This window comes from Verrucomicrobiia bacterium (assembly GCA_035629175.1).
Lineage (GTDB): Bacteria > Verrucomicrobiota > Verrucomicrobiia > Limisphaerales > DASXHY01 > DASXHY01.
This window is the reverse complement of sequence record DASPIL010000079.1, coordinates 18,899-41,084: the sequence shown is the minus strand read 5'-3', so window position 1 is coordinate 41,084 and position 22,186 is coordinate 18,899. Positions and strand designations below refer to the sequence as shown.

Below are 22,186 nucleotides of genomic sequence, written 5' to 3'. Positions count from 1 at the left end.
TTATGAAGGGCCGGTTTCCCTAGGAAACCGGCCTTTTCCTTGAACTGCATCGAGAAAGGCGATTGATTATGGCTTGGACATATCTGGTCATTGCAGGCCTCCTTGAGATCGCTTGGGCGATAGGCCTAAAGTACACGGAAGGTTTTTCCAAGCTGTGGCCGAGCGTGGCCACCATTCTGGCGATGATTGCGAGTTTTGGATTGCTGGCGGCTGCGCTCAAGACGATACCTGTGGGGACAGGTTATGCCGTCTGGACTGGGATTGGAGCCGCGGGGACGGCGGTGATCGGCATGGCTTTTTTGGGTGAATCGCGAGAGGTTTTGCGTGTGGTTTGTGTCGGTTTGATTGTTGCCGGGGTGGTCGGGCTCAAATTTGCCTCACCTGTCGGCCAATGAAGCAGCGACCCAGCAAGAATTTTTGCGAACAGCGCAAATTGGCCAAATTCTAGTTGCAACGAAAATGAGGCTTGTTATATTCCGCGCTCCGTTTGTCCCGGTAGAGGCAACGGTTAATAATTTCAAATGCCGACGATCAATCAATTAGTTCGCAAAGGGCGTACCAAAATTCGGTACAAGTCCAAGTCTCCCGCTTTGGAGAACTCCCCGTTCCGCCGCGGTGTATGCATCCAGGTGATGACCCGCACGCCCAAGAAGCCCAACTCGGCGATGCGCAAGGTCGCAAAAGTGCGTCTGACCAACGGCTTCGAAGTGATCGCCTACATCCCTGATGAAGGCCACAACCTGCAGGAGCATTCGATCGTCCTGGTTCGCGGCGGTCGTGTTAAGGATCTACCGGGTGTGCGTTATCATATCGTTCGCGGGACCCTCGATGCCGCCGGCGTCGAGAAGCGCCGGGTAAGCCGCTCGAAGTATGGCGTGAAACGCCCGAAGGCAGCCAAGCCGGCGGCCAAGTAATTTACTAAAAAACAACGCTTTTAGATTCCATGTCCCGAAGAAGACAAGCTACCCGCCGGCCCGTCCAAAAGGATGCGAAGTTCAACAATACGCTCGTGTCCCGCCTTGTGAATACGGTCATGATCAGCGGCAAGAAGGCCACTGCACAACGCATCGTTTACGGCGCGTTCAACAATCTCGCCGAGAAGAATCCGACGGTGAACCCGCTCGATGTGTTGCAACGCGCAGTGGACAACGCCAAGCCGCGCCTCGAAGTCAAGGCGCGCCGTGTTGGCGGTGCCACGTATCAGGTCCCCGTTGAAGTCACGGTTGACCGTCAGTTCGCGCTTGCACTGCGCTGGCTGGTGGATTTTGCGGACGCTCGCAAGGGCACCCCCATGAAGGATGCGCTGGCAGCCGAGATCATGGAAGCCTACCAGGGTCAGGGAAATGCCATCCGCAAGCGGGATGAAGTCCACAAGATGGCGCAGGCGAACAAAGCGTTTGCACATTTCCGCTGGTAGAAGCAATTTATCGAACGCGCCCCGAGGATGTCGTCGGGGCGTTTTCATTCTCATGGAGCTGCGTTCCTTTTGAGGGCGCAGCGAATTTTTGTAATAACGGCAGCGTTCTTACAGAACGCAGCGAAATAGAAGTTTTAACATGCAAGCAGCAACGGACGCCAACCCAGTCAATTCCCCCAATCGTCAATACACGATGGAGCGGACGCGCAATATCGGTATCGCAGCGCACATTGACGCCGGAAAAACCACTACCACCGAGCGTATTCTTTTTTACACCGGTCTCATTCACAAGATCGGCGACGTGGACGACGGCAACACGGTGACTGACTGGATGGAGCAGGAGCGCGAACGTGGCATCACGATCACCTCAGCCGCCGTCACGAGCTTTTGGACCCAGAAGGCAATGAAGCCGGGCGAAGACGCAATCTACAAGGCGTTCCGCGACATTCCGCATCGGATCAACATCATCGACACTCCGGGACACGTGGATTTTACCGCCGAAGTGGAGCGCTCGATGCGCGTTTTGGACGGGGCTGTGGCAGTGTTCTGCGGCGTTGCGGGCGTGCAGCCGCAATCGGAAACCGTCTGGCGGCAGGCAACGAAGTACAAGGTTCCGCGCATTGCGTTTGTCAACAAGATGGACCGCACCGGCGCGAACTTTGACAATGCGCTCAACGACATGCGCACGAAGCTTAAGGCGTACGCATTCCCCATTTTCCTGCCCATCGGCGCAGAGGACAAGTTTGCGGGGGTCATCGACGTCGTGAACCAGAAGGCATATGTCTGGGGACCCGGCGATGTGGCGAACGAAGGGCTTAATTACGAAGTTGCCGAAGTTCCTGCTGAATATCAGGAGCGCGCGAAGGCCGCTCTGGCTGAACTGATTGATGCGGTTTCAAACAAGGACGACCTGATTGCCGAAATGGTGATCGAGGAAAAGGCGATTACTCCCGAAATCCTAAAGGCAGCAATTCGCAGGCTCACCTGCAAGATCGAACTGATCCCGGTACTCTGTGGCTCCGCTTTTAAAAAGAAGGGCGTCCAGGTTCTCGTTGATGCGGTTGTCGATTATCTGCCCAGTCCTCTGGACATTCCGCCCGCTCAAGGGCTTGAGCTTGGAACGGACAAGACCGTTGTGGTCGAATCCAATGATCATGCCAAATTCTGCTCCCTCGCGTTCAAGCTTTGGACAGACCCGTACGCGGGGAAGCTGGTGTTTTTCCGCGTTTATTCAGGCCACCTGAAGAAGGGTGACTCGATTTACAATCCGCGCACGCGCAAACGCGAGCGCGTCAGCCGCCTGATGATCATTCAAGGCAGCGAACGCAAGGATATCGATTCCGTTTACGCGGGCGACATCGCGGCGCTGGTTGGTCTTCGCAATATCACGACAGGTGACACGCTGGTCGATGAGGACCTGGACGTGACGCTGGAACCGCCCACGTTCCCCGAACCTGTCATCAGCATGGCTGTGGAACCGAAGACGAAAGCGGATCGCGACAAGATGTCCGAGGGCTTGCAGCGCCTGGCCGAAGAAGATCCCACGTTCCGATGTTTCACGAACGAGGAAACCGGCCAGTTGATCATTGCGGGAATGGGTGAGTTGCATCTGGAAATTATTCGCGACCGCCTGATGCGCGAATTCAAGGTGGAAGCCAATGCGGGCGCTCCCCAGATTGCTTATCGCGAAACCATCACCAAGGATGCCGAAGGTGAAGGCAAGTTCATCCGCCAATCCGGTGGTCGCGGTCAATACGGCCACGCCGTGATCAAGGTCTATCCCAATGAAAAGGGCAAAGGCGTTGAAATCGAGAACAAGATCGTCGGCGGCACGATTCCCAAGGAATACGTCCCTGCTGTCATCGATGGTATTGAAGAAGCCGTCAAGGGCGGCGTGTACGCTGGCTACCAGGTGATTGACCTTCGGGTTGAAGTCATCGACGGCAGCTTCCATGAAGTCGATTCAAACGAACTCGCGTTCAAGATGGCCGGTATCTTTGCGCTGAAGGACGCTTTCAAGAAGGCTGGTCCGATCCTGCTCGAGCCAATCATGAAGGTTGAATGCACGACGCCTGACGAGTATCAGGGCGACCTCCTCGGCGACATCAATCGCCGGCGCGGAATCATCAACGGCATTGAAGCCAAGATGGGTCAGACCGTTCTGAACGCCCAGGTGCCGCTTGCTGAAATGTTCGGATATGCAACGGCGATCCGGTCGCTCTCGAAGGGCCGCGCTTCCTACTCAATGGAACCGCTGACATTCGAACAGGTTCCGAATAGCATTCTGAGCACAATCCTCGACGCTGCCGCCAAGAAGCCCGCTGCGCGCACGTAGGACGTTCCAAAGCTAATTGCAAAGCCGGAATCTCACGATTCCGGCTTTTTTTGTCTTTCCGCCCAGTCTGGCGGCAAACGGCGATTGGCCCTCTTGGGCCCGCCAGCATCGCGGCTGAAGCTCTGTTCAGCGCTTGTTCGCTTCCTTTGCCCAAGTGTCCTTGAGGGTGATGGTGCGATTGAAGATCGGCGTTCCTGGCGTACTGTCCTTATCGAGGGCAAAGTAACCGAGGCGTTCGAATTGATACCGAGCCTGAGCATTGGAATCGCGCAGGGAGGGTTCGCACTTGGCGGTCAGCCTCTCCAAACTGTGCGGGTTCAAATGTTTCTTAAAGTCGCCGTCGGCATCGGGCTCCGGGATTGTGAAAAGGCGGTCGTATAGGCGCACTTCCGCGTCCAAGGCGTGAGCAGCGCTCACCCAATGGACAGTTCCCTTGACCTTGCGGCCAGCGGTCGTGCCACCGGTTTTGCTGTCCAGATCGGCGGTGCAACGGAGTTCCGTCACCTTGCCGGCCGCGTCCTTGATGACCTCGTCACACTTGATGATGTATGCGTATTTCAATCGCACCTCGCCGCCAGGTTTGAGCCGGAAGTATTTCGGGGGCGGCACTTCACGAAAGTCGTCCTCCTCGATGAATAACTCGCGCGTGAAGGGAAGCTTGCGGGTTCCTGCTGACGGATCCTCCGGGTTGTTCACCGCGTCCAATTCGTCGGTACGGTCGCCGGGAAAATTCGTGATCACCACCTTGATCGGCCGCAGCACGGCAAGCCGCCTGAAAGCTCGGCGATTTAAGTCCTCGCGGATGGCATGCTCCAAAACGGACACGTCAGTGATGCCATTGTATTTGGTGATACCGATATTGTAGGCGAATGCGCGCAACGCCTCGGCTGGAACGCCACGGCGTCGAATGCCGCTGATGGTTGGCATGCGCGGGTCGTCCCAGCCACTGACCAGGCCTTCATCCACAAGCTGCATGAGCTTTCGCTTGCTCATCACGGTGTATCCAAGGCTCAGGCGCGCGAACTCATACTGCCGGGGCAGCGGCCGCGGCAAGGCCAGCGATTCGAGAATCCAGTCGTAAAGCGGCCGATGCACTTCGAACTCCAGCGTGCAAATCGAATGCGTAATGCCTTCGATATAGTCGCTCAGGCAGTGCGCGAAATCGTACATCGGATAGATGCACCAGGCAGCGCCCGTGTGGTGATGCGTTGCGTGGCGAATCCGATAGAGGAGGGGATCGCGCATCCAGATGTTGGGTGACGCCACGTCAATCTTCGCCCGCAATGTGCGCGACCCATCCGGGAACTCGCCGTTCTTCATGCGGTTGAAGAGGTCGAGATTCTCCTCAATGCTCCGATTTCTGAACGGGCTTTCCTTCGCCGTGCGGCGATACTCATCCGTCTCCTCAGGAGACAGATCATCCACGTAAGCCTTTCCTTTCCGAATCAACTGGAGCGCGTATTCGTAAATTTGTCCGAAGTAATCCGACGCGTAAAACGGCTCAGAATCCGCAGCGGAGGCTACAACGGCAGGCACGTGGAAGTCTGGCTTGCCTTCGCGATCCGTGGTTCCAGGCGTTTTGCCTTTTGGCTTGAGGCCCAGCTTGTCGTCGGCCCAGCCGCCGATGAGCCATCTAACGTCCTCTTGGATGGAATCAACATACTCCACATCTTCCTTAGTGGGGTTGGTGTCGTCCATGCGCAGGTTGCAAATGCCTCCAAATTCGCGTGCGATCCCGAAATTCAAACAGATGCTTTTGGCATGGCCAATGTGAAGGTAGCCGTTGGGTTCAGGCGGAAAGCGGGTATGAATCTGCGGATATTTCCCTTCAGCGACGTGCGCGGCAACGATATCGCGGATGAAGTCTGACGGCGTCGCGTTAACTTCGGGTTCGCTCTTTTCCAAATTCATGCGTCGTCACCGTAACAAAGAGGGGTGAACATGTCCAACGGCGCTCCAGCGTCACATCGGAACGAAGCTTGCGGCATAGGGTCACTCCCGGTCTTGATTTCCTATCGCGAAACCATATCGTTTCGCCCAGTTCATGTCTGCTTAATGGCTGCGACGTGCAGCCAGCGGGGGACCCAGACATTCCGTTCGCCTAGGCGGACGGATCGGGGCTAACGATACGGATATCGGGAACACTTAATGGTTCCAGCCCGACAGCTAACCTCGTCAGCGCGAACATTAAGGGCGATGGAGCGTTTCCATTACCCTCGAAGCCGGCTCTGCCGGTGAATGCTGTACTTATATGGAAATTGGTTCTCATCGTCCGCGGAATGTCGGGTGGATCAGGGCGGCTGCGTTGCTCTACGGGGATTGGGGCTCCAGCAAGGCGTATGTCATCGGCGCCGCGTTTTTCGCGCTCGTCTATGCTTCGCTGCCGCACATCATTGCGGTGAGCCTCCTCACCGGACTGGTTGGTTATATTTACGTCATCATTTGCAGGTCCTTTCCCGAAGGAGGCGGCGTGTACTCGTCTGCGCGATCGCAAAGCCGCGTGCTTGGGGTGATCGGCGCCCTCCTGCTCGTTGCCAATTTTACAGTGACAGCCTCCCTGAGCGCGTGGGCGGCCATGGTTTATTTTCGCGTTCCACGAGAGTTCGTGGCGCTCAGCGCTGTCCTGGTCACCTTGTCAGTCGGCCTGCTGAATGTTTTTGGACCCAAGCACTCCGGCAGCCTCGCCGTTTGGCTGGCAATCCCGATGGTTATTGGAGTCACACTGATCGCCTGTTTTAGCATTCCCCACCTCTCAACCGTTCACCTGGAAGCGCCGCACCAAACGTTCTCGGCAAATTGGATCGGCTTCGTCGGAGTCATCCTCGCCCTCAGCGGCATTGAAGCCGTTGCCAACCTCACAGGCGTGATGAAACTCGATCCCGGCAGTTCGCCGGAGGCTCCCTCAGTGGCGCAGACGTCGCGGCGCGCCATCTTTGTGGTCGCCTGCGAAGTGGTTTTTGTGACGATTCTTCTCGGGTGGGCGATGCTTTCCATTTCACCGGACCTGAAGACGGCGTTGCTGGATCGATGGGATGAAATGCTCACAGTGCTTGCGGAATACTACGGCACCCTGGTGCTGGGAACTGAAGGAGGGCGCTGGTTCGGGCTTGGTATCAGCATGGTCGTTGGACTGCTCCTCCTGAGCGCGGTGAACACCGCCATCGGCGCGCTCATCGGCCTGCTTTACCTGCTGACGCGCGACGGTGAAATGCCCCGGCAATTCGGGAAGCTGAATGCCCACGGAATGCCCGTCTGGCCAGTGGTCATCGCGACCGCATTGCCCGTCATTGTCCTCATCATTTCGCCCAATCAGGTGTCATTGATGGAGTTGTATGCGATCGGCGTCGTCGGCGCCATCGGCGTGAACGTGGGATCCTGCGTCGTGAACCGTCGGCTTAACCTGCGCTGGTATGAACGCGGTGCCATGGTAATGACGTTCCTGATCCTTTTCGCAGTGGAGTTGACGATTGCCAAGACCAAACCCAATGCGCTGTTCTTCGTGGTTTGCATTCTCATTGCGGGTTTGAGCCTTCGAGCCTATGCCCAGCGCAGGGCGGGACTTGAGACGATCACAGTAACCAAGGAAGTTGCCGCCGCCGTCAGCCCGGAAACCCTTGCGGCTTTCCGGCCGGATTTTTCCAAAGGTCAGGCGATTCTCGTCGCTGCGCGCGGGTTGACCCCTGTGCTGAAGTTCGCACTCGAAGAAGCCAAATACCGGGAAGGAAATCTTTACGTGCTGTACGTGAAGCAACTTGCAGTATCTCTGCCTGGATCGCCCCAATCGCAGGAGCGCCCACGATGGCAAAACGATCCCATCGCCGCACGCATCATGACCGGCGTCCTTGAACTCAGCCAGCAGTCCGGCGTGCCGGTCATCCCGCTTTACACGGTCAGTGATGATCCTGCTGCAACCATCATCGATCTCGCCGCGACCCTCGGCATCGACGTGTTGATGTTGGGCGCGCCGCACCGGACGGCGCTTGCGAAGCTGCTTCAAGGCGATGTGGTCACCGAAGTCGCTCGACATCTTCCTGAGAACATTCAGTTGGTGATTCACAGCTGAGCGCGGCTGAAAAGCGCTCAGTGTGCGCAAAACACGACAGGGTGAACTCAGAGCGACAGGGCCTGAATTAACGTGGTTTCTGCGCGTTTTGGCTTCTTTCTTCGAATTCCGCGGTGTCTTCGTTGAATTTCATTCAACGTTTCGTGTGGCAGAACGCTTGCTATGGAATCGCAAAACGATCTGCAGACGCAAACACGAGTCGCTCTAAACAAAACGCCGGCTGTTGCCGGAAAGGGCAGGCACGAATGCTCCTGCGATTCACAAACCCAACATGAAGAAAGTCGAAGCCATCATCAAACCGTTCAAACTCGAGGAGGTCAAAGACGCGCTCGCCGAAATCGGCATCGAAGGAATGACGATTACCGAAGTGAAAGGATTTGGCCGCCAGAAGGGACATACCGAAATCTATCGCGGCAGCGAATACACCGTCGACTTTCTACCCAAGATCAAGGTCGAGGTTGTAATCCCCGACAACCGCTTGGAGGCGGCCGTCGGAGCCATTGTGAAGGCGGCGAAGACCGGCAAGATCGGCGACGGCAAAGTGTTCGTATCGGCCATCGAAGAAGCCGTCCGAATCCGCACGGACGAAAAGGGCGAAAACGCGGTGTAATCCTGGAGTTTTTAACCTCATGAAGAAATACCTCTTTTTTACGCTCCTGGCCCTGTTTGCCATGAGCTTTGTGGCCTCGACAATCGCAGCGGACGCTCCAGTCGCTGAACGCTCGGTGGAACAGCGTCTGGCTGACCTCGAAGCTTACGCCAACAACACGGCGCGAGCGGAAGGCGAATCAAACATTGCCGGCCCGGGGCCCGGCCACAACGCTTGGATCATGACCGCGACCGCGCTGGTGCTCTTCATGACGCTGCCCGGGCTGGCTCTTTTTTACGGCGGCCTTGTCCGTCGCAAGAACGTTCTATCAGTCATGGCACAATGCCTTGGCATCGCGGGCATGGTGACAATCATCTGGTGGGTATGCGGCTACAGCCTCTGTTTTGGCGGAAGCAATCCTTACTTTGGCAATTTTGACTTCGCATTCTTCAAAGGAATTCTCCCGACCAATGTGGGCGCGGGCTCTCCGTGGATCAGCGACAGCATGTGGGCCATTTTCCAATTAACATTTGCGATCATCACCCCTGCGCTGATTGTGGGCGCGATTGCGGAGCGCATGAAATTCTCGGCAATTCTTCTGTTCATCGCGTTGTGGATGTTTGTGGTTTATTTCCCGCTCGCCCACATGGTCTGGTCCAGCACCGGCCTGATGAGCGGCATTCTCAATCCCACGGCTGGAATCCGTGCTCTGGATTTTGCGGGTGGCACAGTGGTGCACATGTCCTCGGGTTGGTCTGCGCTGGTGTTGTGCATCATCCTCGGCAAGCGCCTCGGCTTCGGACGCGAACCCATGCCGCCTCACAGCATGGTCCTGTGTATGATCGGAACCGGCATGCTCTGGGTAGGCTGGTATGGATTCAACGCGGGCTCCGCACTCGCCGCTGATGCGGTTGCTTCGAATGCATTCGCCACCACCACGCTCGCAGCCGCAACTGCAGGATTTGTTTGGGGAATGGTGGAATACCTTCATCGCGGCAAGCCCAGCGTCCTCGGTTTCTGCTCAGGCATCGTGGGCGGTCTGGTTGTGATCACTCCCGCGTGCGGATTTGTGAATACCACCGGAGCGATGATAATCGGCGTTGCAGCGGGTGTGATTCCCTACCTCGCGGTAGCCAAGCTCAAGGCGTGGTTTGGATACGACGACGCGTTGGACACGTTCGGCATCCACGGAGTCGGCGGAACCCTCGGGGCGTTGCTGACCGGGATCCTGGCCGATCCTGCCGCCAATCCGCTGGTCGAAGGGGTCAAGGAAGGTCTCTTCATGAGCCAGGTCAAGGCCATCATCGTGACGCTTCTCTTGAGCGTGGTCGGAACCGCAATCATTGCTTACATCGTGAAAGCCGTTGTGGGATTGCGTCCGAGTGAAGAAATCGAAACGCTCGGCCTCGATCTCGCCGAGCACGGTGAAGAAGGCTACCACGCAGAATCGTAAGTCTTCGAACGAATCAAAACTGCGCAGGGCGCTTGCTGAATGCACGCGCCCTTTTTCGTTTTAAGAGGTCAAGTTGCCTCGATTACAACGGCGGTGGTGTTGTCGCGGCCGGATTGAGCAAGCGATGCTTCGACAAGTGCTCGAGCAGGGTTGTGGTCGGCGCCCTCGGCTGACGTCCTTAGCAGATCGACCAGATGATGATCGTAAAGGCCGTCAGTCAGACCGTCCGAGCAGAGCAGGAAAATATCTCCGCGTTCGAGACCCACGGCACCCACCTGCGGATCAACGAACTGATTGCTTCCACCCAGCGCCTTCTGAAGCACGTTGCGGCGCGGATGCGTCCGCGCTTCGCGCTCATTGATCTTTCCGCTTCGGAACAGCCAGCCAACGTGCGTGTCGTCGTGGCTGAGTTGCTTGATGGTCGAATCCTGCGCACGCAGATAATAAATGCGGCTGTCGCCAATGTGGCCGAAATACATCCATTCGGGAGTCAGCCAGCAAAGGCTTAACGTGGCTTCCATTCCAGAACACTCGTCATAGCAGCTGCCGAGGTATGCCAGCGCGCGATGGACTTCACTGAACAGTTCCTCCATGACATCTGCAAAGCCGGCATTCATTCCCGTCGCTCGATGTTGAAACGACCTCGGCAGCAGGTGCGTAATCTTCTCAACCGCGATGCGGCTGGCGTATTCGCCAGCGAGCGCACCGCCCATGCCATCGCTGACAGCAAAGGCAAAGTCGCGGTTCTGCAGCGAGGCTTCGCCCAACCTGCCGAGGTGATGGACCTCGCGCGCATCGAACTGGAGTCCGAGAAAGGAGTCTTCGTTGTTCTTGCGAACCTTGCCGCGATCGGTCCAGCCGAACCAGCGAAGGCCCGTGGCGTTGATTGGATTTGCAGGGGTGTTGGGATGCATCGGCGCGGCGTTCACTCGAAGCCGGGGAGAATGGTGGCGAACTCAAAATCGATCAAGCAAAAGCGCCCGTCGGATTGCCGGTACGTGACGTTCCGGATATCTGGATCGTCGTGGCGCACACCGAACTGCTCGAGCTCCCCGAACAGTTCCTTTACACGCTGATCGTCAATCCGCTCGACGCGCGTTCCGCAGTTGGTGGTGACGATGCGCATCTTCTCGCGGTCAGCCTCAAGCAGGCGGGGAACGAAGTTGCAGCCACGCGCCTCAAGATGCCGCAGCACGCGGACTTCGTTGTCAAAGCGCTCGCCGGCGTTGGGGCCGTGGTAGGCCTTGATGACCTGCCCATCGAAGGTGAGATGCACCGTCGCGCGAAGTGTGTCTTTGACTTTCAACATACGGAACCAGTCCCAATCGGCCCCCAATATTGTCCAGTGCCGCGCCATTGGAAAGCTCGACTGCGAGGTGAACTCCCATCCGGGGCGAATGCCCGAGTGCGGCATCGGTGCACCCGTCCGATACTGAGCCAAACATTGTGGGCCGCAAACGACAATTGCTGGTGCGATGGCTGGTTATTCCGTCGCTGGTGCTGGTGGCGTTGATGGCAGCCATGCCCGTGTGGCTGCCCTGGCTGCTTAAGCCTGCGGCGAAGTCGTACGGCGTGAATTTCCAGCGGTACGAACGCGAGGGGTACTCCCGGTTTTTGCTGCATCAGCTCACGTTTACCAACAAGACGGTCAGTTTGAGCGCGGAGCGGGTAGGGGCGTTCACGCCTCCAGCGTGGCTTTGGAACGCCTTGAAAGGACGGACCAACAGTCCTTTCCTGCAGGTCCACCAATGGGAGGCCACACAGAACCAATCTCAGCCCGGCAGCGGTTCCAAGGGCGAGGCGTCTGTATTTACCAACATTGCGAATGCTCAGCGTGCAGTGGATCTGCTGCTGAAATGGATGCCCTACGCAACTCTGACGAATGGGCTATGGCATGCCGCTTCCAACCAGGAATTGAAAATCCCCGAGATCACCTGGCTTGCTGGGCGGCTGCGAATGCGCGCCGTGCAAACGAACGGGTTGGAAGCCATCGTGGATGTCACGAGAAGAACGTCACGCATCTTCGACCTGGCCGCGTCCATTCCAAACCTTGCGTTGCAAATGGACGGAGCACTCACCAATACAGGATCTGAAATTCAGTTGTCGGGTGCGATGCTCTGGCAAAGTAATCGGGTTGCCCTGGCAGCAGAATTCGGACGCAGCTCAGTGCTGCCGCAGTCGGCCCGGGTGGTGGCGAACGACTTCGCGGTGCCTGGCCAGATGCTGAAGCTTGAGCAGTATGGCAACTTGACCGGCACATTGAGGGGCAACTGGAACGCTGCAGGCCTCGCCACGAACGACAGCTTCGTTCCCCAGTTCGAGCTGGAACTGAACGCCCGTGGCGCCCCTGCGTCAGCAGAGATGCCGCCCATTGAAATCGTCGTGCGCGCTTCTGGCACAACGAATCGCGCCCGGATCGATTCCGCGGAGGTGCGCCTCCCGTGGCTGGACGCGCGATTCTCCGAACAAACCGAGGTTCAGTTTTCTCCCCCCTTTCTGACCGCCCCGGCCGCGTTGCACGTCCGCGCGGATCTTTCGCGGCAAGAGCAGATTCCGGGGACGGGAATTCTCGAGGGCGGAGCCCAGTTGTTTCCATCGACCAATCGCTACCCGCGAGTTGCGTTCCACCTGAATGGAACGGACGTAACCGTTTCAAACCTGCAGATGCGCAGCGTGCAGCTCGAAGGCGAATTTGAATGGCCGCTGGTGCAGTTGCGCGGAACGCGAGTTAGGCTTACGGATGGCTCCGAGGCGCTCGTGGCGGGCACCTTGGATTTGGAAACGAGGATGCTGGAGAACGGAGTGATGCGAACCGAAGGAGCCTTCGGGCGAGACCTGCTGCCGCAAGGCTACGAGTTCGAATCGCTCTCGGGCGAGTCGCATGTGCAGGGGGCGTTGACGAATCTTGAGCATGCGGGATCGATGCGGCTGACACAGATGAAAATGCCTGGCGGGAAGCCGATCGACATTGCACTGAACTGGAATGGAACACGCGAGAATTTCCGCCGCCTCGAGCTGCAAATAGTTTCTGGAGCGGCATCCGTGCGGGCGGTTGCTGCGGGAGGGGTTTCGCGGGATCGAAGTGAGTTAACGTTGCACGAACTGGCGGTTCATACTTCGGCTCGCGGAGATCTTGTTCTCCAGCAGCCGGTCACCGCGAGTTTTTCGCGTGGCGTCGTGACGAACAGCAACGCGTGGCGGTTGGATGTGTCGCCCGTCTTGCTGACGGGACCCGCAGAGGCAATCGAGATGAGGACCGCCATCGACTGGCCGTCGCGAGGTGCCATGAATCTTTCCGCCACTAACTTGAGCACGGATCTATTGGCTGACTTCATCAAGCCTCCGAAAGCACCTGTGGTTGTTGACACGATTCAGGTCAAGACCGTTTGGACAAACGGCCCGATGTTGTTCGGCATTGCAGCCCAATTGCGCAGCACGAACGCCGCGGCCGGAGAGTTCGCGCTGCATGCAAATATCAGCGGTGATGAGGACGCCACCGTCATTCACGAGTTTTCACTGAGCACCAGCACGCAGGTCGTCGCGCGCGCGGAAGGAACAATCCCGATGGCTCTGCGTCCCGGATCCACGAATGGCTTCCTCGATCTTAGATCCGACGGCGAGTTGAACGTGCGCGCCTTCACGGAAACGAACTCCGCTGTCTGGAATCAGCTGGCGGAACAGTTGCCGATTCGCCTCATCGCTCCCGAGCTTCACATCGATATTTCAGGAACCTGGGTGCGGCCATCGGGGGTCATTCGCGCAAAGGCGGAGAAAATTGAACTGACAACTGCGAGAGCGGTGCCATCACTAACGGACTTGAACCTCAATGTGAATCTCGACGAGGAATCAGCGCGCGCGGAGCTGAAGGCTGCTGTTCAGGAGCAGCCGGTTTCAGCCCGCGGCGTTGTTCCCCTGGGCCGGGGTTTCTGGGAATCGCTGCGAAATGAACGTCGCCTGCCGGATTGGCACGAGGCGACAGCAGAGCTGCATATTGAGAACGCAAAGCTCGCGGCGTTTGTGGACTTCGCGCCCGAAGTGCTCGCGCCGCAGGGAGACTTGACGGTCAACGCAAGGCTCGAGCCGGGAATGCGCTTGGGCGGTGAGTTGATTCTGTACAATGCCGGAACGCGTCCGTTGCAATCACTGGGACCTGTCCGCGGGATCGATGCACGGATCCTGTTTGCGGGCACCAACGTGGTGCTGACGAATTTCACAGCCGAAATCGGGGGGCAGCGCGTCAGGGCCCAGGGCAATGCCGCGTTGAACGAGGCAGTATTGCGTGAGAAACAATTGCCCGACTTCAATTTGCATGTGCGAGGTGAGAACGTTCCTCTCGTCCGCCAGGCAAGTGTTCTCGTGCGATCCGATCTCAACCTGTCGATCACGAACCGTGGAGCAACAAACGGGGTTGTGTCGGGAAAAGTGCAGCTGCGTGAAAGTTTTTTCCTGAGCAGCCTCGGTGACCTCGCGCCCGGCAGGGTGGCCTCGCCGAAACGCCGCCCTCCCTACTTCAGCCTTGATAAGGAACCGTTTGCCGGATGGCGGCTGAATCTCGATGTCGAAGGTGAAAGGTTCCTCCGCGCGCAAAGTCCGTTCTTCCGCGGGACTGTTTCGACCACGATGCGGGTGGAGGGAACATTGAAGGAACCGCTCGCACTGGGGGAAGTGCGGATCAACTCCGGAACTGTCACGTTCCCATTCGGCAGCCTCGACGTGAAGCAAGGCTTTGTCTCGCTGACGAGTGCGGATCCCTATCATCCGCAGCTGTTTGTATCGGCTGAGGCACAGCGCATGGGATATGACATTCAGATGGACGTGACTGGCCCCGCGGATCAGCCTGTCGTCCAGTTTTCGTCGAGCCCGCCGTTGAGCTCAGAACAGATCGTTCTGATGCTGACGACAGGCCAGACGCCGCAAGGCGTGGCCACCGCGACAAGCACTCGGCAGCGTGCGCAGGGTATCGCTTTGTTCGTCGGGAAAAACATCCTGAGTGATATCGGGATTGGCGGGGGAGGGGATGGCAGGCTGACTATTCGATCTGGCGAACAGGTGACCGATTCAGGCAAGCCTACTTACGACCTGGAGTACAGGCTTACGGATGACTGGTCGGTCGTTGGCGAATACGATCGTTTCAGTCAATACAATCTCGGGATGAAATGGCGCGTTTACACCAAGTGACTTCAAAATCCGAGCGTGCTGCATTTGACCGCGTTTGCGTTGTCCGAAAGCGCATTCGCAGGCGGTTCGCCTGCCTCGGAAGGAATCTGCTTTGTATCTGGCTCGTCGTGTTCATGGCAATTCCAGTTCGGGCGCAGGACGCCGCGCAGCCTGCGCCTCCCAAGCCGGCCAAACTCAAAATCTCGGGATACGGTCTGCTTGGCAATCTTCGCCTTCGGCAGATGCTGCGGATTCTGCAGGAGGGCAAGACGCCGCCAACCTTGTACGACGCCAACTTCGTCGAGGACGCGGCGCTCCTGCTGGTTTCGCGATTGAACGATGACGGGTTTCTCAGGCCGGTGATCACGGCGCGGCTGACGCTTGATGACGGGACGGAAGCAATCCATATCTGGGACGAACCTGTTGAGGAACCGATGCAGCGGCCCATAGCGGCGCGAGCCGTCCAGTTTGAAATCGATCCGGGAGTGTTTTACTACTTTGAGGACCTGAAATTTTCCGGTCTCGATGCGGTTCCTGAAAAAACAGCGCGCGCGTATTTTGTGGAAACGGGCGGCTTGTTGTCGTTGAAACGCAATCGACTGTATTCTCCAGAACGCCTTAAGCGAAGCATCGGGAACCTCACGGATCAACTCCATCGCCTCGGTTACCAGAATGCCAGCGTCGTCACAACCAACATCGATTCGAATCCTCAGACGGGTGCAACGCGTGCGACTGTGGTGGTGCAACAGGGTCCGCAATTCATCGTGCGCTCGGTTTTTCAGGAGCTCTATATCGACACCAACGCGGAACCCGCCGAGAGCCGCACGGTGTATCCTGGCGAGCCTTTCTCGAAGATATGGGAACAGGACCACGGCCAGAGCCTCCGAACCAATTATTTTCAAATGGGTTATCCCGACACCACGGTGACAATTGAAACAGCCGGTCAATCGACGCAGACCAACCAGGTCCAGCTCGACATGAAGGCGGTGGTGCATACCGGGCCTCGCGTTCGGGTTGGGACAGTGAGCTTTTCGGGAAACGTTCGCACGCGCGACGCCGTCCTCGAGCGCCGCCTCCCGTTGGATGATGGCGACTGGCTCAATCGCATTCGCGCGGAGCGCGGGCGCTATCGGCTCTCGCGACTCGGCGTGTTTGATTCTGTTGAGCTGAAATACGACGCGGTCGACGAGCACACGCGAAACATCACGTACGTTCTCGATGAGGGGAAGCAGATCGACGTAAGCCTGCTGTTCGGATTTGGCAGTTACGAGTTGCTGCGTGGCGGCGTCCAGGTCGACCAATTCAATGTGTTCGGCCGCGCGCACCATCAGCGGCTGAAGGTGGTGCAGTCATTCCGTTCCTCCAGCGCTGATTACCTGTACACAATGCCGGAATTTTTCGGCGAAAACATGGACGTGTTCATCACGGGCGAGGGTTTGCGTCGCGAGGAGGTTTCGTTTACGCGGCTCGAATACGGAGGCGGCGCCGGTTTGCGGAAATATTTTCGCGGCATCCATACGGACATCAGCACCCGCTACAACTACGAGATCCTGCAGGCACAGGACGTTGACCCCGATATCGAGCTTCTGGGCGTGCAGAATTCCCGGGCAGCCGCAATCATCACCGACTTGAATCACGATCGGCGAGACAACCCCTTGTATCCACGGCGTGGGTACAAACTCTTCGCCAACCTTGAAGTGGCAAGCGATTACCTCGGCGGCGACGTCGATTACCAGCGAATGGAAATGTCGGGAGCGTGGCATCGTGCCATCAGCGATTCACAATGGGTGCATCTTGGAATCAGCCATGGTCTTGTAGCCGCCATATCCAGCACTGCGGAGGATCTGCCGTTCAACCGGCGGTTCTTCCCGGGTGGCGAAAACTCGGTGCGTGGTTACACGGAAGGTGAGGCTGCACCGCGCAACGAACGAGGTGAAGTGGTCGGTGCAGAAACCTACCTGCTCGGCAATTTCGAGTTCGAGCAGGGTCTCACGCCCACGTGGTCCGTCGTCGTATTCGCCGACGCCGTCACCTTTGGCCGGGACCTGTCGGCGTATCCGGGCGATGAGACGCTCGTGTCCGTGGGGCTCGGACTCCGATGGAAGACTTTCATCGGCCCGGTGCGGGTGGAGTATGGGCACAATCTCAATCCCCGCAGCGAAGACCCATCCGGCGCGGTTCATTTCTCGCTCGGTTTCCCGTTTTGATTTGGTGTGCGCGGGGATAATCCCCCACGCTTTGCACCCTTTCGTCTTCGCTCCTTCGAGCGCATGTTGGGTCATGCCTGGAAATTCCTGTTTTCTTGCCAAACGTGCCGGTGTGGCCGCGATTTGTTCGGCGGTTTCCTTGTTCTGTTTTACGGCGTGTACTGAGCGTTTCGAGGATTCCAACGATCGCAAACCAGGCTCCCCCACGGAACCGCTACCCACGAACGCCATGGAAGGATCCCCAAGCGGACATGGCATATCGCCAGGTACCGGGCCGGCGATGAATACAGATCGCCAGCCGCTCGTAACTGTGGAAGACGTCACGCGGCAGGTCAACATGACGGGTTTGATCGGGCGCCAGGTGAACTGGAACAACGTGCCGGTTCAAACCGTCCTGAGCGAACAGTATCTCATCGTTGGTGCCGAATCCGGCAAGGGTGTCGTCGTGCGGCTTAAGGAGACAATTCCTGGTATTCAGGCCGGGCAGCGCGTGAACATAGCAGGCATGATTGCACAGTTGGGTGAGGATCTTGCCCAATGGGAGCTGGACCCGGATAAAAAGCAAAGGATCCGGGACCACACCATATTCGTGAACGCGTTCCAGTCGTCCCCACAGTGACCTTTTCCAGGCCGCGTTTTCCCCGTTGCGGAGCCGAGATTGATCCGGCTTCGAATCCCGGGAGGGTCACACCGCGCCACAATCTTGTCCTTCAGTTTGCTCCGCTGCCGACGACTTAATGTGAGCTTTCCCTGCTGTCAGCCGGTGTGGTATAACCCCGGCGAACACGTTTGGCTCAGTTTCTATGTGCGGAATTATTGGATACGTCGGCAAGAAAACGGCAGCTCCGATCCTGTTGGAGGGATTGCGGCGCCTCGAATACCGCGGCTATGACAGCGCGGGGTTGGCGGTGTTGCATGAGGCCGACCTGCTCGTGCGGAAGCGGAAGGGCAAAATCGACGAAGGCCTGGCCCGCGCACTGGTCCATGAACCGCCCGTTGGGAAACTCGGAATCGGCCATACCCGCTGGGCGACTCACGGCCCACCCTCGGACGATAACTGTCATCCGCACCTTGATCGTTCCGGGAAAATCGCGGTCGTGCACAACGGCGTCATTGAAAATTACGATCGCCTGAAAGCACGGCTTATGAGTGCAGGCCACACGTTCTGTTCAGAAACGGATACCGAGGTGTTGGCGCACCTGATCGGCGATCATTATCAGAAACATGCCGGGAAGAATGGTGAATCCAACGCGCTCACGCTGGCAGTCTGCGACGCGCTGCGCGAGGTGATCGGCACTTACGGGCTTGCGGCGATCAGCACGGCGCACCCTGACATTATTGTTGGGGCGAGGCGGGGTTCACCGTTGATCATTGGGATTGGCGATGGTGAGAACTTCGTGGCAAGCGACGCGAATGCGATTGTAGCGCACACACGAAAAGTGGTGTTCCTGAACGACTACGATGTCGCAACGATCACTTCGGACCGTTTCGATGTGCAGAATCTCGGAACGGATATTCCGAAGGTGCAGATCAGCGATCTGGAATTCAGTTCGCAGGATGCTGAGCGCGGTGAATTCCAGCATTTCATGGCCAAGGAGATCTTCGAGCAACCCCGAACCGTCGAGAATGCATTGCGAGGGCGTCTCGATTTCGAGGGAGCGACAGCAAAGTTTGGGGGCCTGAACATGAGCCCTGCGGAATTGCGCGCCATCGACCGGATTGTCATCGCGGCGAGCGGCACGAGCTGGCACGCAGCGCTTGTCGGCGAGTATCTGATTGAGGAACTTGCGCACCTTCCGGTTGAGGTGGAGTTCGCGCACGAGTTTTGTTACCGCAACGCCCCATTGGAACCGAACACCATCCTGCTCGTCATCTCACAATCGGGGGAGACTGCCGATACGCTCGCTGCATTGCGCGAGGCCAAGCGCCGCGGTCATCGTGCGCTCGCCATCGTCAACGTCGTGGGAAGCACGATTGCCCGTGAGTCGGACGGCGGCATCTACATGCACGCAGGCCCCGAAATCGGGGTGGCATCGACCAAGGCATTCGTTTCAACCCTATCCATACTGACGCTCCTGGGAATCTTTCTGGGACGCATGCGCATGTTGTCGGTGAACCGGGCAACGGAGTTGTTAAAGGCATTGGAAGCACTTCCGGCCCAGATACAACAGGTGCTGGATCGGGATGAGGAGATTCGGAAACTCGCGCTGAAGTATGCCCAGGCCGACGACTTTTTCTTTCTCGGCCGCGGCTATACTTTCCCCGTTGCGCTCGAGGGCGCCTTGAAGCTCAAGGAAATCTCCTACATTCATGCGGAAGGCTATTCCGCTGCGGAGATGAAGCACGGGCCGATTGCGTTGATCGACGAGAAGACGCCGACAGTGTTCCTGGTGCCGCAGGATTCAATGTATGACCGCACCATGGCAAACCTGGCCATGATTCGTGCTCGCAAAGGTCCCGTCATTGCCCTGGCAACTGAGGGTGACGAGACGGTGAAGAAGGTCGCCGACGATGTGTTTTACCTGCCAAAGACCCTGGAGCCCCTCTGTCCGATCCTTGCAAGCGTGCCGCTACAGCTCTTTGCGTATCACATTGCCGTCGCCCGCGGCTGCGATGTGGACAAGCCGCGCAATCTCGCGAAGAGCGTGACGGTTCAGTGACTCGAGTGCCAGCACGCGGCGTCGCTAGCCGCTCCGGCCTGTGGACCGATCACAGGGTAGCTCGTTTCCCGCAACCCCGGGGCCTTGCGACGAGCGCACTCCGAGTTGGGCCGCCATGCTGCGAATCCGCGGCGCATGAGCCGCGGAATGCCGTCATCGAACATGTTGCAGCGCCCGTGCGACAACCTTCGCGGGGCGGCGCGTCGTTGCCGGCGGAGTGTCGAGCAGGATCATGCTGTGTTTTCCGCTTGCGGCGAGTGCCTTCACTTTGCCTGCGAACTCGGGAATGTCACACTGTCCGGCCTCGTTGAATCCCCAGCACACAAGCGTGCCGTCCGCCTTCAATGCAACCACGTGATAATCGCCCGCCGCGATGGAAACCACATCGACGAGATCTTCCGGAACATCAACTGTTGCGAGCCCAAACGCGCCCCAGCTGGCGACGGTCCCATCGGCGCGCAGCGCAATGCAATGGTTTCCCGCCGCGGCGATCTCCACCACATTGTCGAGGTCTGCGGAGATGTCGCACTGACCCTGTGCATTGTTGCCCCAGGCCACCACTGTTCCATCGCGGCGCAGCGCTAGGCTGTGATAGGCGCCGCCAGCAATGGCAACGACGTCAGAAAGGTTTTCCGGAACGTCACATTGTCCCATCCAGTTCGCGCCCCATGCGACGACGGTTCCGTCTCGCTTCAGCGCGAGAGAGTGCAAGGCCCCAGCGGCCACGGCGGAGACATGTTTCAGGCCCGAAGGAACAGTTGTCTGCCCGTAATCCCCGAACGTTCCGGCTGTGGGACCCCACGACGCCACGGTTCCGTTCCAAAGCAGCGCAACCGTATGAACATTGCCCGCGGCGATGTCGAGAACTGGCGTGCGCTTCAGCCGGGCTGGGATGTTTGTCTGGCCAAAGCGATTATCGCCCCAAACCCGCACACGGCGGTCGGGCTGAATTGCAGCGCAATGAAAGCTGCCCGTCGCGATCTCGCGCACGCCCTTCCGATATGCAGAGGTCAGTTGGAAATCTTGCGAGAGGTCGCCCCAGGTCAGCACCTGATTGGCGGCGTGGAGGCTGAACGAGGAAGCCGCAACGGCAAGTAAACAGAGGTTTCGGACGGTGACCCGGGCGAGATGTTGCATCGTGAGCGCGTGGTGATTCATGAATTGATGGCTGTGACGATGGCAGGAATTGCGATGAGACGCTATTGGGGCGCGGCACCAAATCACATCCGAGGGAAACACCGGGGAGGCCAAAACAGTTCCCAAATAATCGTTGCCAGCAAGGAAGCCTCTGCTATTTTGCTGGGCCTTTCAGCGGTAGCTGGGGGTAAACGGCCTTCAATCCCGGCGCTCGTGTGAGTTCCGGCGGCCAAAACAACATCAAATAAAATCCCGTGTTCCGCGGGATGGTTCGCAAAAGCGGGCTCCTAACAAAAGGAAAATTGTGATCAGTATCGGCGTTAAGGAATTGTTGGAATCGGGCGTTCATTTCGGCCACCAGACCAAGCGGTGGAACCCCAAGATGAAGCCCTTCATCTTCGATGCCCGCAACGGCATCCATATCATCGACCTTAGCAAAACCCTCACCCAGCTCGAAGCCGCCTGCGACTTTCTCGCCTCGATCGTTGGCAAGGGTGAGCGCGTCCTGTTCGTTGGCACCAAGAAGCAGGCGCAGCAGGCGGTTAAGGAAACCGCAAAGGAATGCGGCCAGTTTTATGTCACCGAACGCTGGCTCGGCGGCACGCTCACCAATTTCCAGACCATCAAGCGCTCGATCGCCCGCCTCAAGCAGATCGAAAAAATGGAATCCGACGGCAGCATTAATAATTACGTCAAGCAGGAGCAGTCGATGATCCGCCGCGAGGCCGCCCGCCAGGTGAAGTATTTCGACGGCATCCGCGCCATGGACAAATTCCCGGGTGCGATGTTCGTGGTCGACATCAAGCGTGAGCACAATGCCATCGCCGAAGCCCGCCGCCTGAAGATCCCTGTTGTCGCGATCGTTGACACGAACTGCGATCCCGACCTGGTGGAATTCCCGATTGCTGGCAACGACGATGCGATCCGTTCCGTGCGCGTGATCCTCCAGACTGTGGCGCAAACGATCACCCGCGCCCGTGGCGAATACGAAGCGAAATACGGCCGCCGCCGCACCGAGCAGGGCGAGAAATTTGAATCTGCAGAAGCGGTGGAAATTGCAGCTGGCGAAGATCCTTCAACTCCGGAAAGTTCGCCGGCCTGAGGCAGGGTTGCGCTGGCTGCCCGCGGTTCCGAGTGAACGCTCGCAACCGCGTCGTCAACGCAACGT

General features: G+C 58.0%; 16 protein-coding genes and 1 riboswitch. Of the genes, 12 read left to right on the top strand and 4 right to left on the bottom strand.

Going from position 1 to position 22,186, the window contains the following annotated elements; genetic code table 11:
* Positions 1–68: 68 nt before the first annotated feature.
* From sugE to fusA, 4 genes are all read left to right on the top strand, one after another.
* The gene (gene sugE / locus VEH04_14520) at positions 69–395 is read left to right on the top strand and encodes a quaternary ammonium compound efflux SMR transporter SugE (protein ID HYG23994.1); all 327 of its coding nucleotides are present in this window, start codon (positions 69–71) and stop codon (positions 393–395) included.
* 126 nt (positions 396–521) lie between these two features.
* Complete coding sequence (rpsL, locus tag VEH04_14515) at positions 522–914, top strand: 30S ribosomal protein S12 (protein ID HYG23993.1); 393 nt, start codon at positions 522–524, stop codon at positions 912–914.
* A gap of 29 nt (positions 915–943) precedes the next feature.
* Positions 944–1,417, top strand: coding sequence for a 30S ribosomal protein S7 (gene rpsG, locus VEH04_14510; GenBank protein ID HYG23992.1), 474 nt, complete (start codon positions 944–946; stop codon positions 1,415–1,417).
* A 139-nt stretch (positions 1,418–1,556) separates the two neighbouring features.
* Positions 1,557–3,752 (top strand): elongation factor G, encoded by a 2,196-nt coding sequence (fusA, locus tag VEH04_14505; protein ID HYG23991.1) that lies wholly within the window; start codon positions 1,557–1,559, stop codon positions 3,750–3,752.
* 126 nt (positions 3,753–3,878) lie between these two features.
* On the opposite strand, the gene VEH04_14500 is transcribed toward fusA, so the two are convergent.
* Positions 3,879–5,663, bottom strand: a complete 1,785-nt coding sequence (locus tag VEH04_14500; protein HYG23990.1) for a glutamine--tRNA ligase/YqeY domain fusion protein — start codon at positions 5,661–5,663, stop codon at positions 3,879–3,881.
* 128 nt (positions 5,664–5,791) lie between these two features.
* Positions 5,792–5,949: riboswitch (cyclic di-AMP (ydaO/yuaA leader) on the top strand.
* A gap of 54 nt (positions 5,950–6,003) precedes the next feature.
* Between VEH04_14500 and VEH04_14495 the strand changes: the two genes are divergently transcribed.
* From VEH04_14495 to VEH04_14485, 3 genes are all read left to right on the top strand, one after another.
* Positions 6,004–7,815, top strand: a complete 1,812-nt coding sequence (locus VEH04_14495; protein ID HYG23989.1) for an amino acid permease — start codon at positions 6,004–6,006, stop codon at positions 7,813–7,815.
* 271 nt (positions 7,816–8,086) lie between these two features.
* Positions 8,087–8,425 (top strand): P-II family nitrogen regulator, encoded by a 339-nt coding sequence (locus VEH04_14490; GenBank protein HYG23988.1) that lies wholly within the window; start codon positions 8,087–8,089, stop codon positions 8,423–8,425.
* A gap of 19 nt (positions 8,426–8,444) precedes the next feature.
* A complete protein-coding gene (locus VEH04_14485; protein HYG23987.1) occupies positions 8,445–9,857 on the top strand; it encodes an ammonium transporter in 1,413 nt (470 codons plus the stop codon).
* Positions 9,858–9,925: 68 nt separating this feature from the next.
* On the opposite strand, the gene VEH04_14480 is transcribed toward VEH04_14485, so the two are convergent.
* Together VEH04_14480 and VEH04_14475 are read right to left on the bottom strand one after the other, a co-directional pair.
* On the bottom strand, positions 9,926–10,771 hold the full coding sequence (locus VEH04_14480; GenBank protein ID HYG23986.1) for a protein phosphatase 2C domain-containing protein: 846 nt from the start codon (positions 10,769–10,771) through the stop codon (positions 9,926–9,928).
* Between the two features lie 11 nt (positions 10,772–10,782).
* Entirely contained in the window at positions 10,783–11,271 is a 489-nt protein-coding gene (locus tag VEH04_14475) for a serine/threonine protein phosphatase (protein HYG23985.1), read from the bottom strand.
* A 32-nt stretch (positions 11,272–11,303) separates the two neighbouring features.
* Here VEH04_14475 and VEH04_14470 point away from each other — a divergent pair, with 32 nt between their 5' ends.
* The 4 genes from VEH04_14470 to glmS all read left to right on the top strand — a co-directional run bounded on the left by VEH04_14470 (position 11,304) and on the right by glmS (position 19,881).
* Positions 11,304–15,035 (top strand): translocation/assembly module TamB domain-containing protein, encoded by a 3,732-nt coding sequence (locus VEH04_14470; protein HYG23984.1) that lies wholly within the window; start codon positions 11,304–11,306, stop codon positions 15,033–15,035.
* Between the two features lie 113 nt (positions 15,036–15,148).
* Positions 15,149–17,221: a BamA/TamA family outer membrane protein gene (locus tag VEH04_14465; GenBank protein ID HYG23983.1), complete on the top strand. Its 2,073-nt coding sequence runs from the start codon at positions 15,149–15,151 to the stop codon at positions 17,219–17,221.
* 280 nt (positions 17,222–17,501) lie between these two features.
* Complete coding sequence (locus VEH04_14460; GenBank protein ID HYG23982.1) at positions 17,502–17,840, top strand: hypothetical protein; 339 nt, start codon at positions 17,502–17,504, stop codon at positions 17,838–17,840.
* Between the two features lie 184 nt (positions 17,841–18,024).
* On the top strand, positions 18,025–19,881 hold the full coding sequence (gene glmS, locus VEH04_14455; GenBank protein ID HYG23981.1) for a glutamine--fructose-6-phosphate transaminase (isomerizing): 1,857 nt from the start codon (positions 18,025–18,027) through the stop codon (positions 19,879–19,881).
* 153 nt (positions 19,882–20,034) lie between these two features.
* Here glmS and VEH04_14450 read toward each other — a convergent pair whose 3' ends face one another.
* Positions 20,035–21,039 carry a hypothetical protein gene (locus VEH04_14450; GenBank protein ID HYG23980.1) on the bottom strand — a complete coding sequence of 335 codons (1,005 nt, stop codon included), beginning with the start codon at positions 21,037–21,039 and terminating at the stop codon, positions 20,035–20,037.
* A 283-nt stretch (positions 21,040–21,322) separates the two neighbouring features.
* Between VEH04_14450 and rpsB the strand changes: the two genes are divergently transcribed.
* Positions 21,323–22,120: a 30S ribosomal protein S2 gene (gene rpsB, locus VEH04_14445; GenBank protein HYG23979.1), complete on the top strand. Its 798-nt coding sequence runs from the start codon at positions 21,323–21,325 to the stop codon at positions 22,118–22,120.
* Positions 22,121–22,186 lie beyond the last annotated feature (66 nt).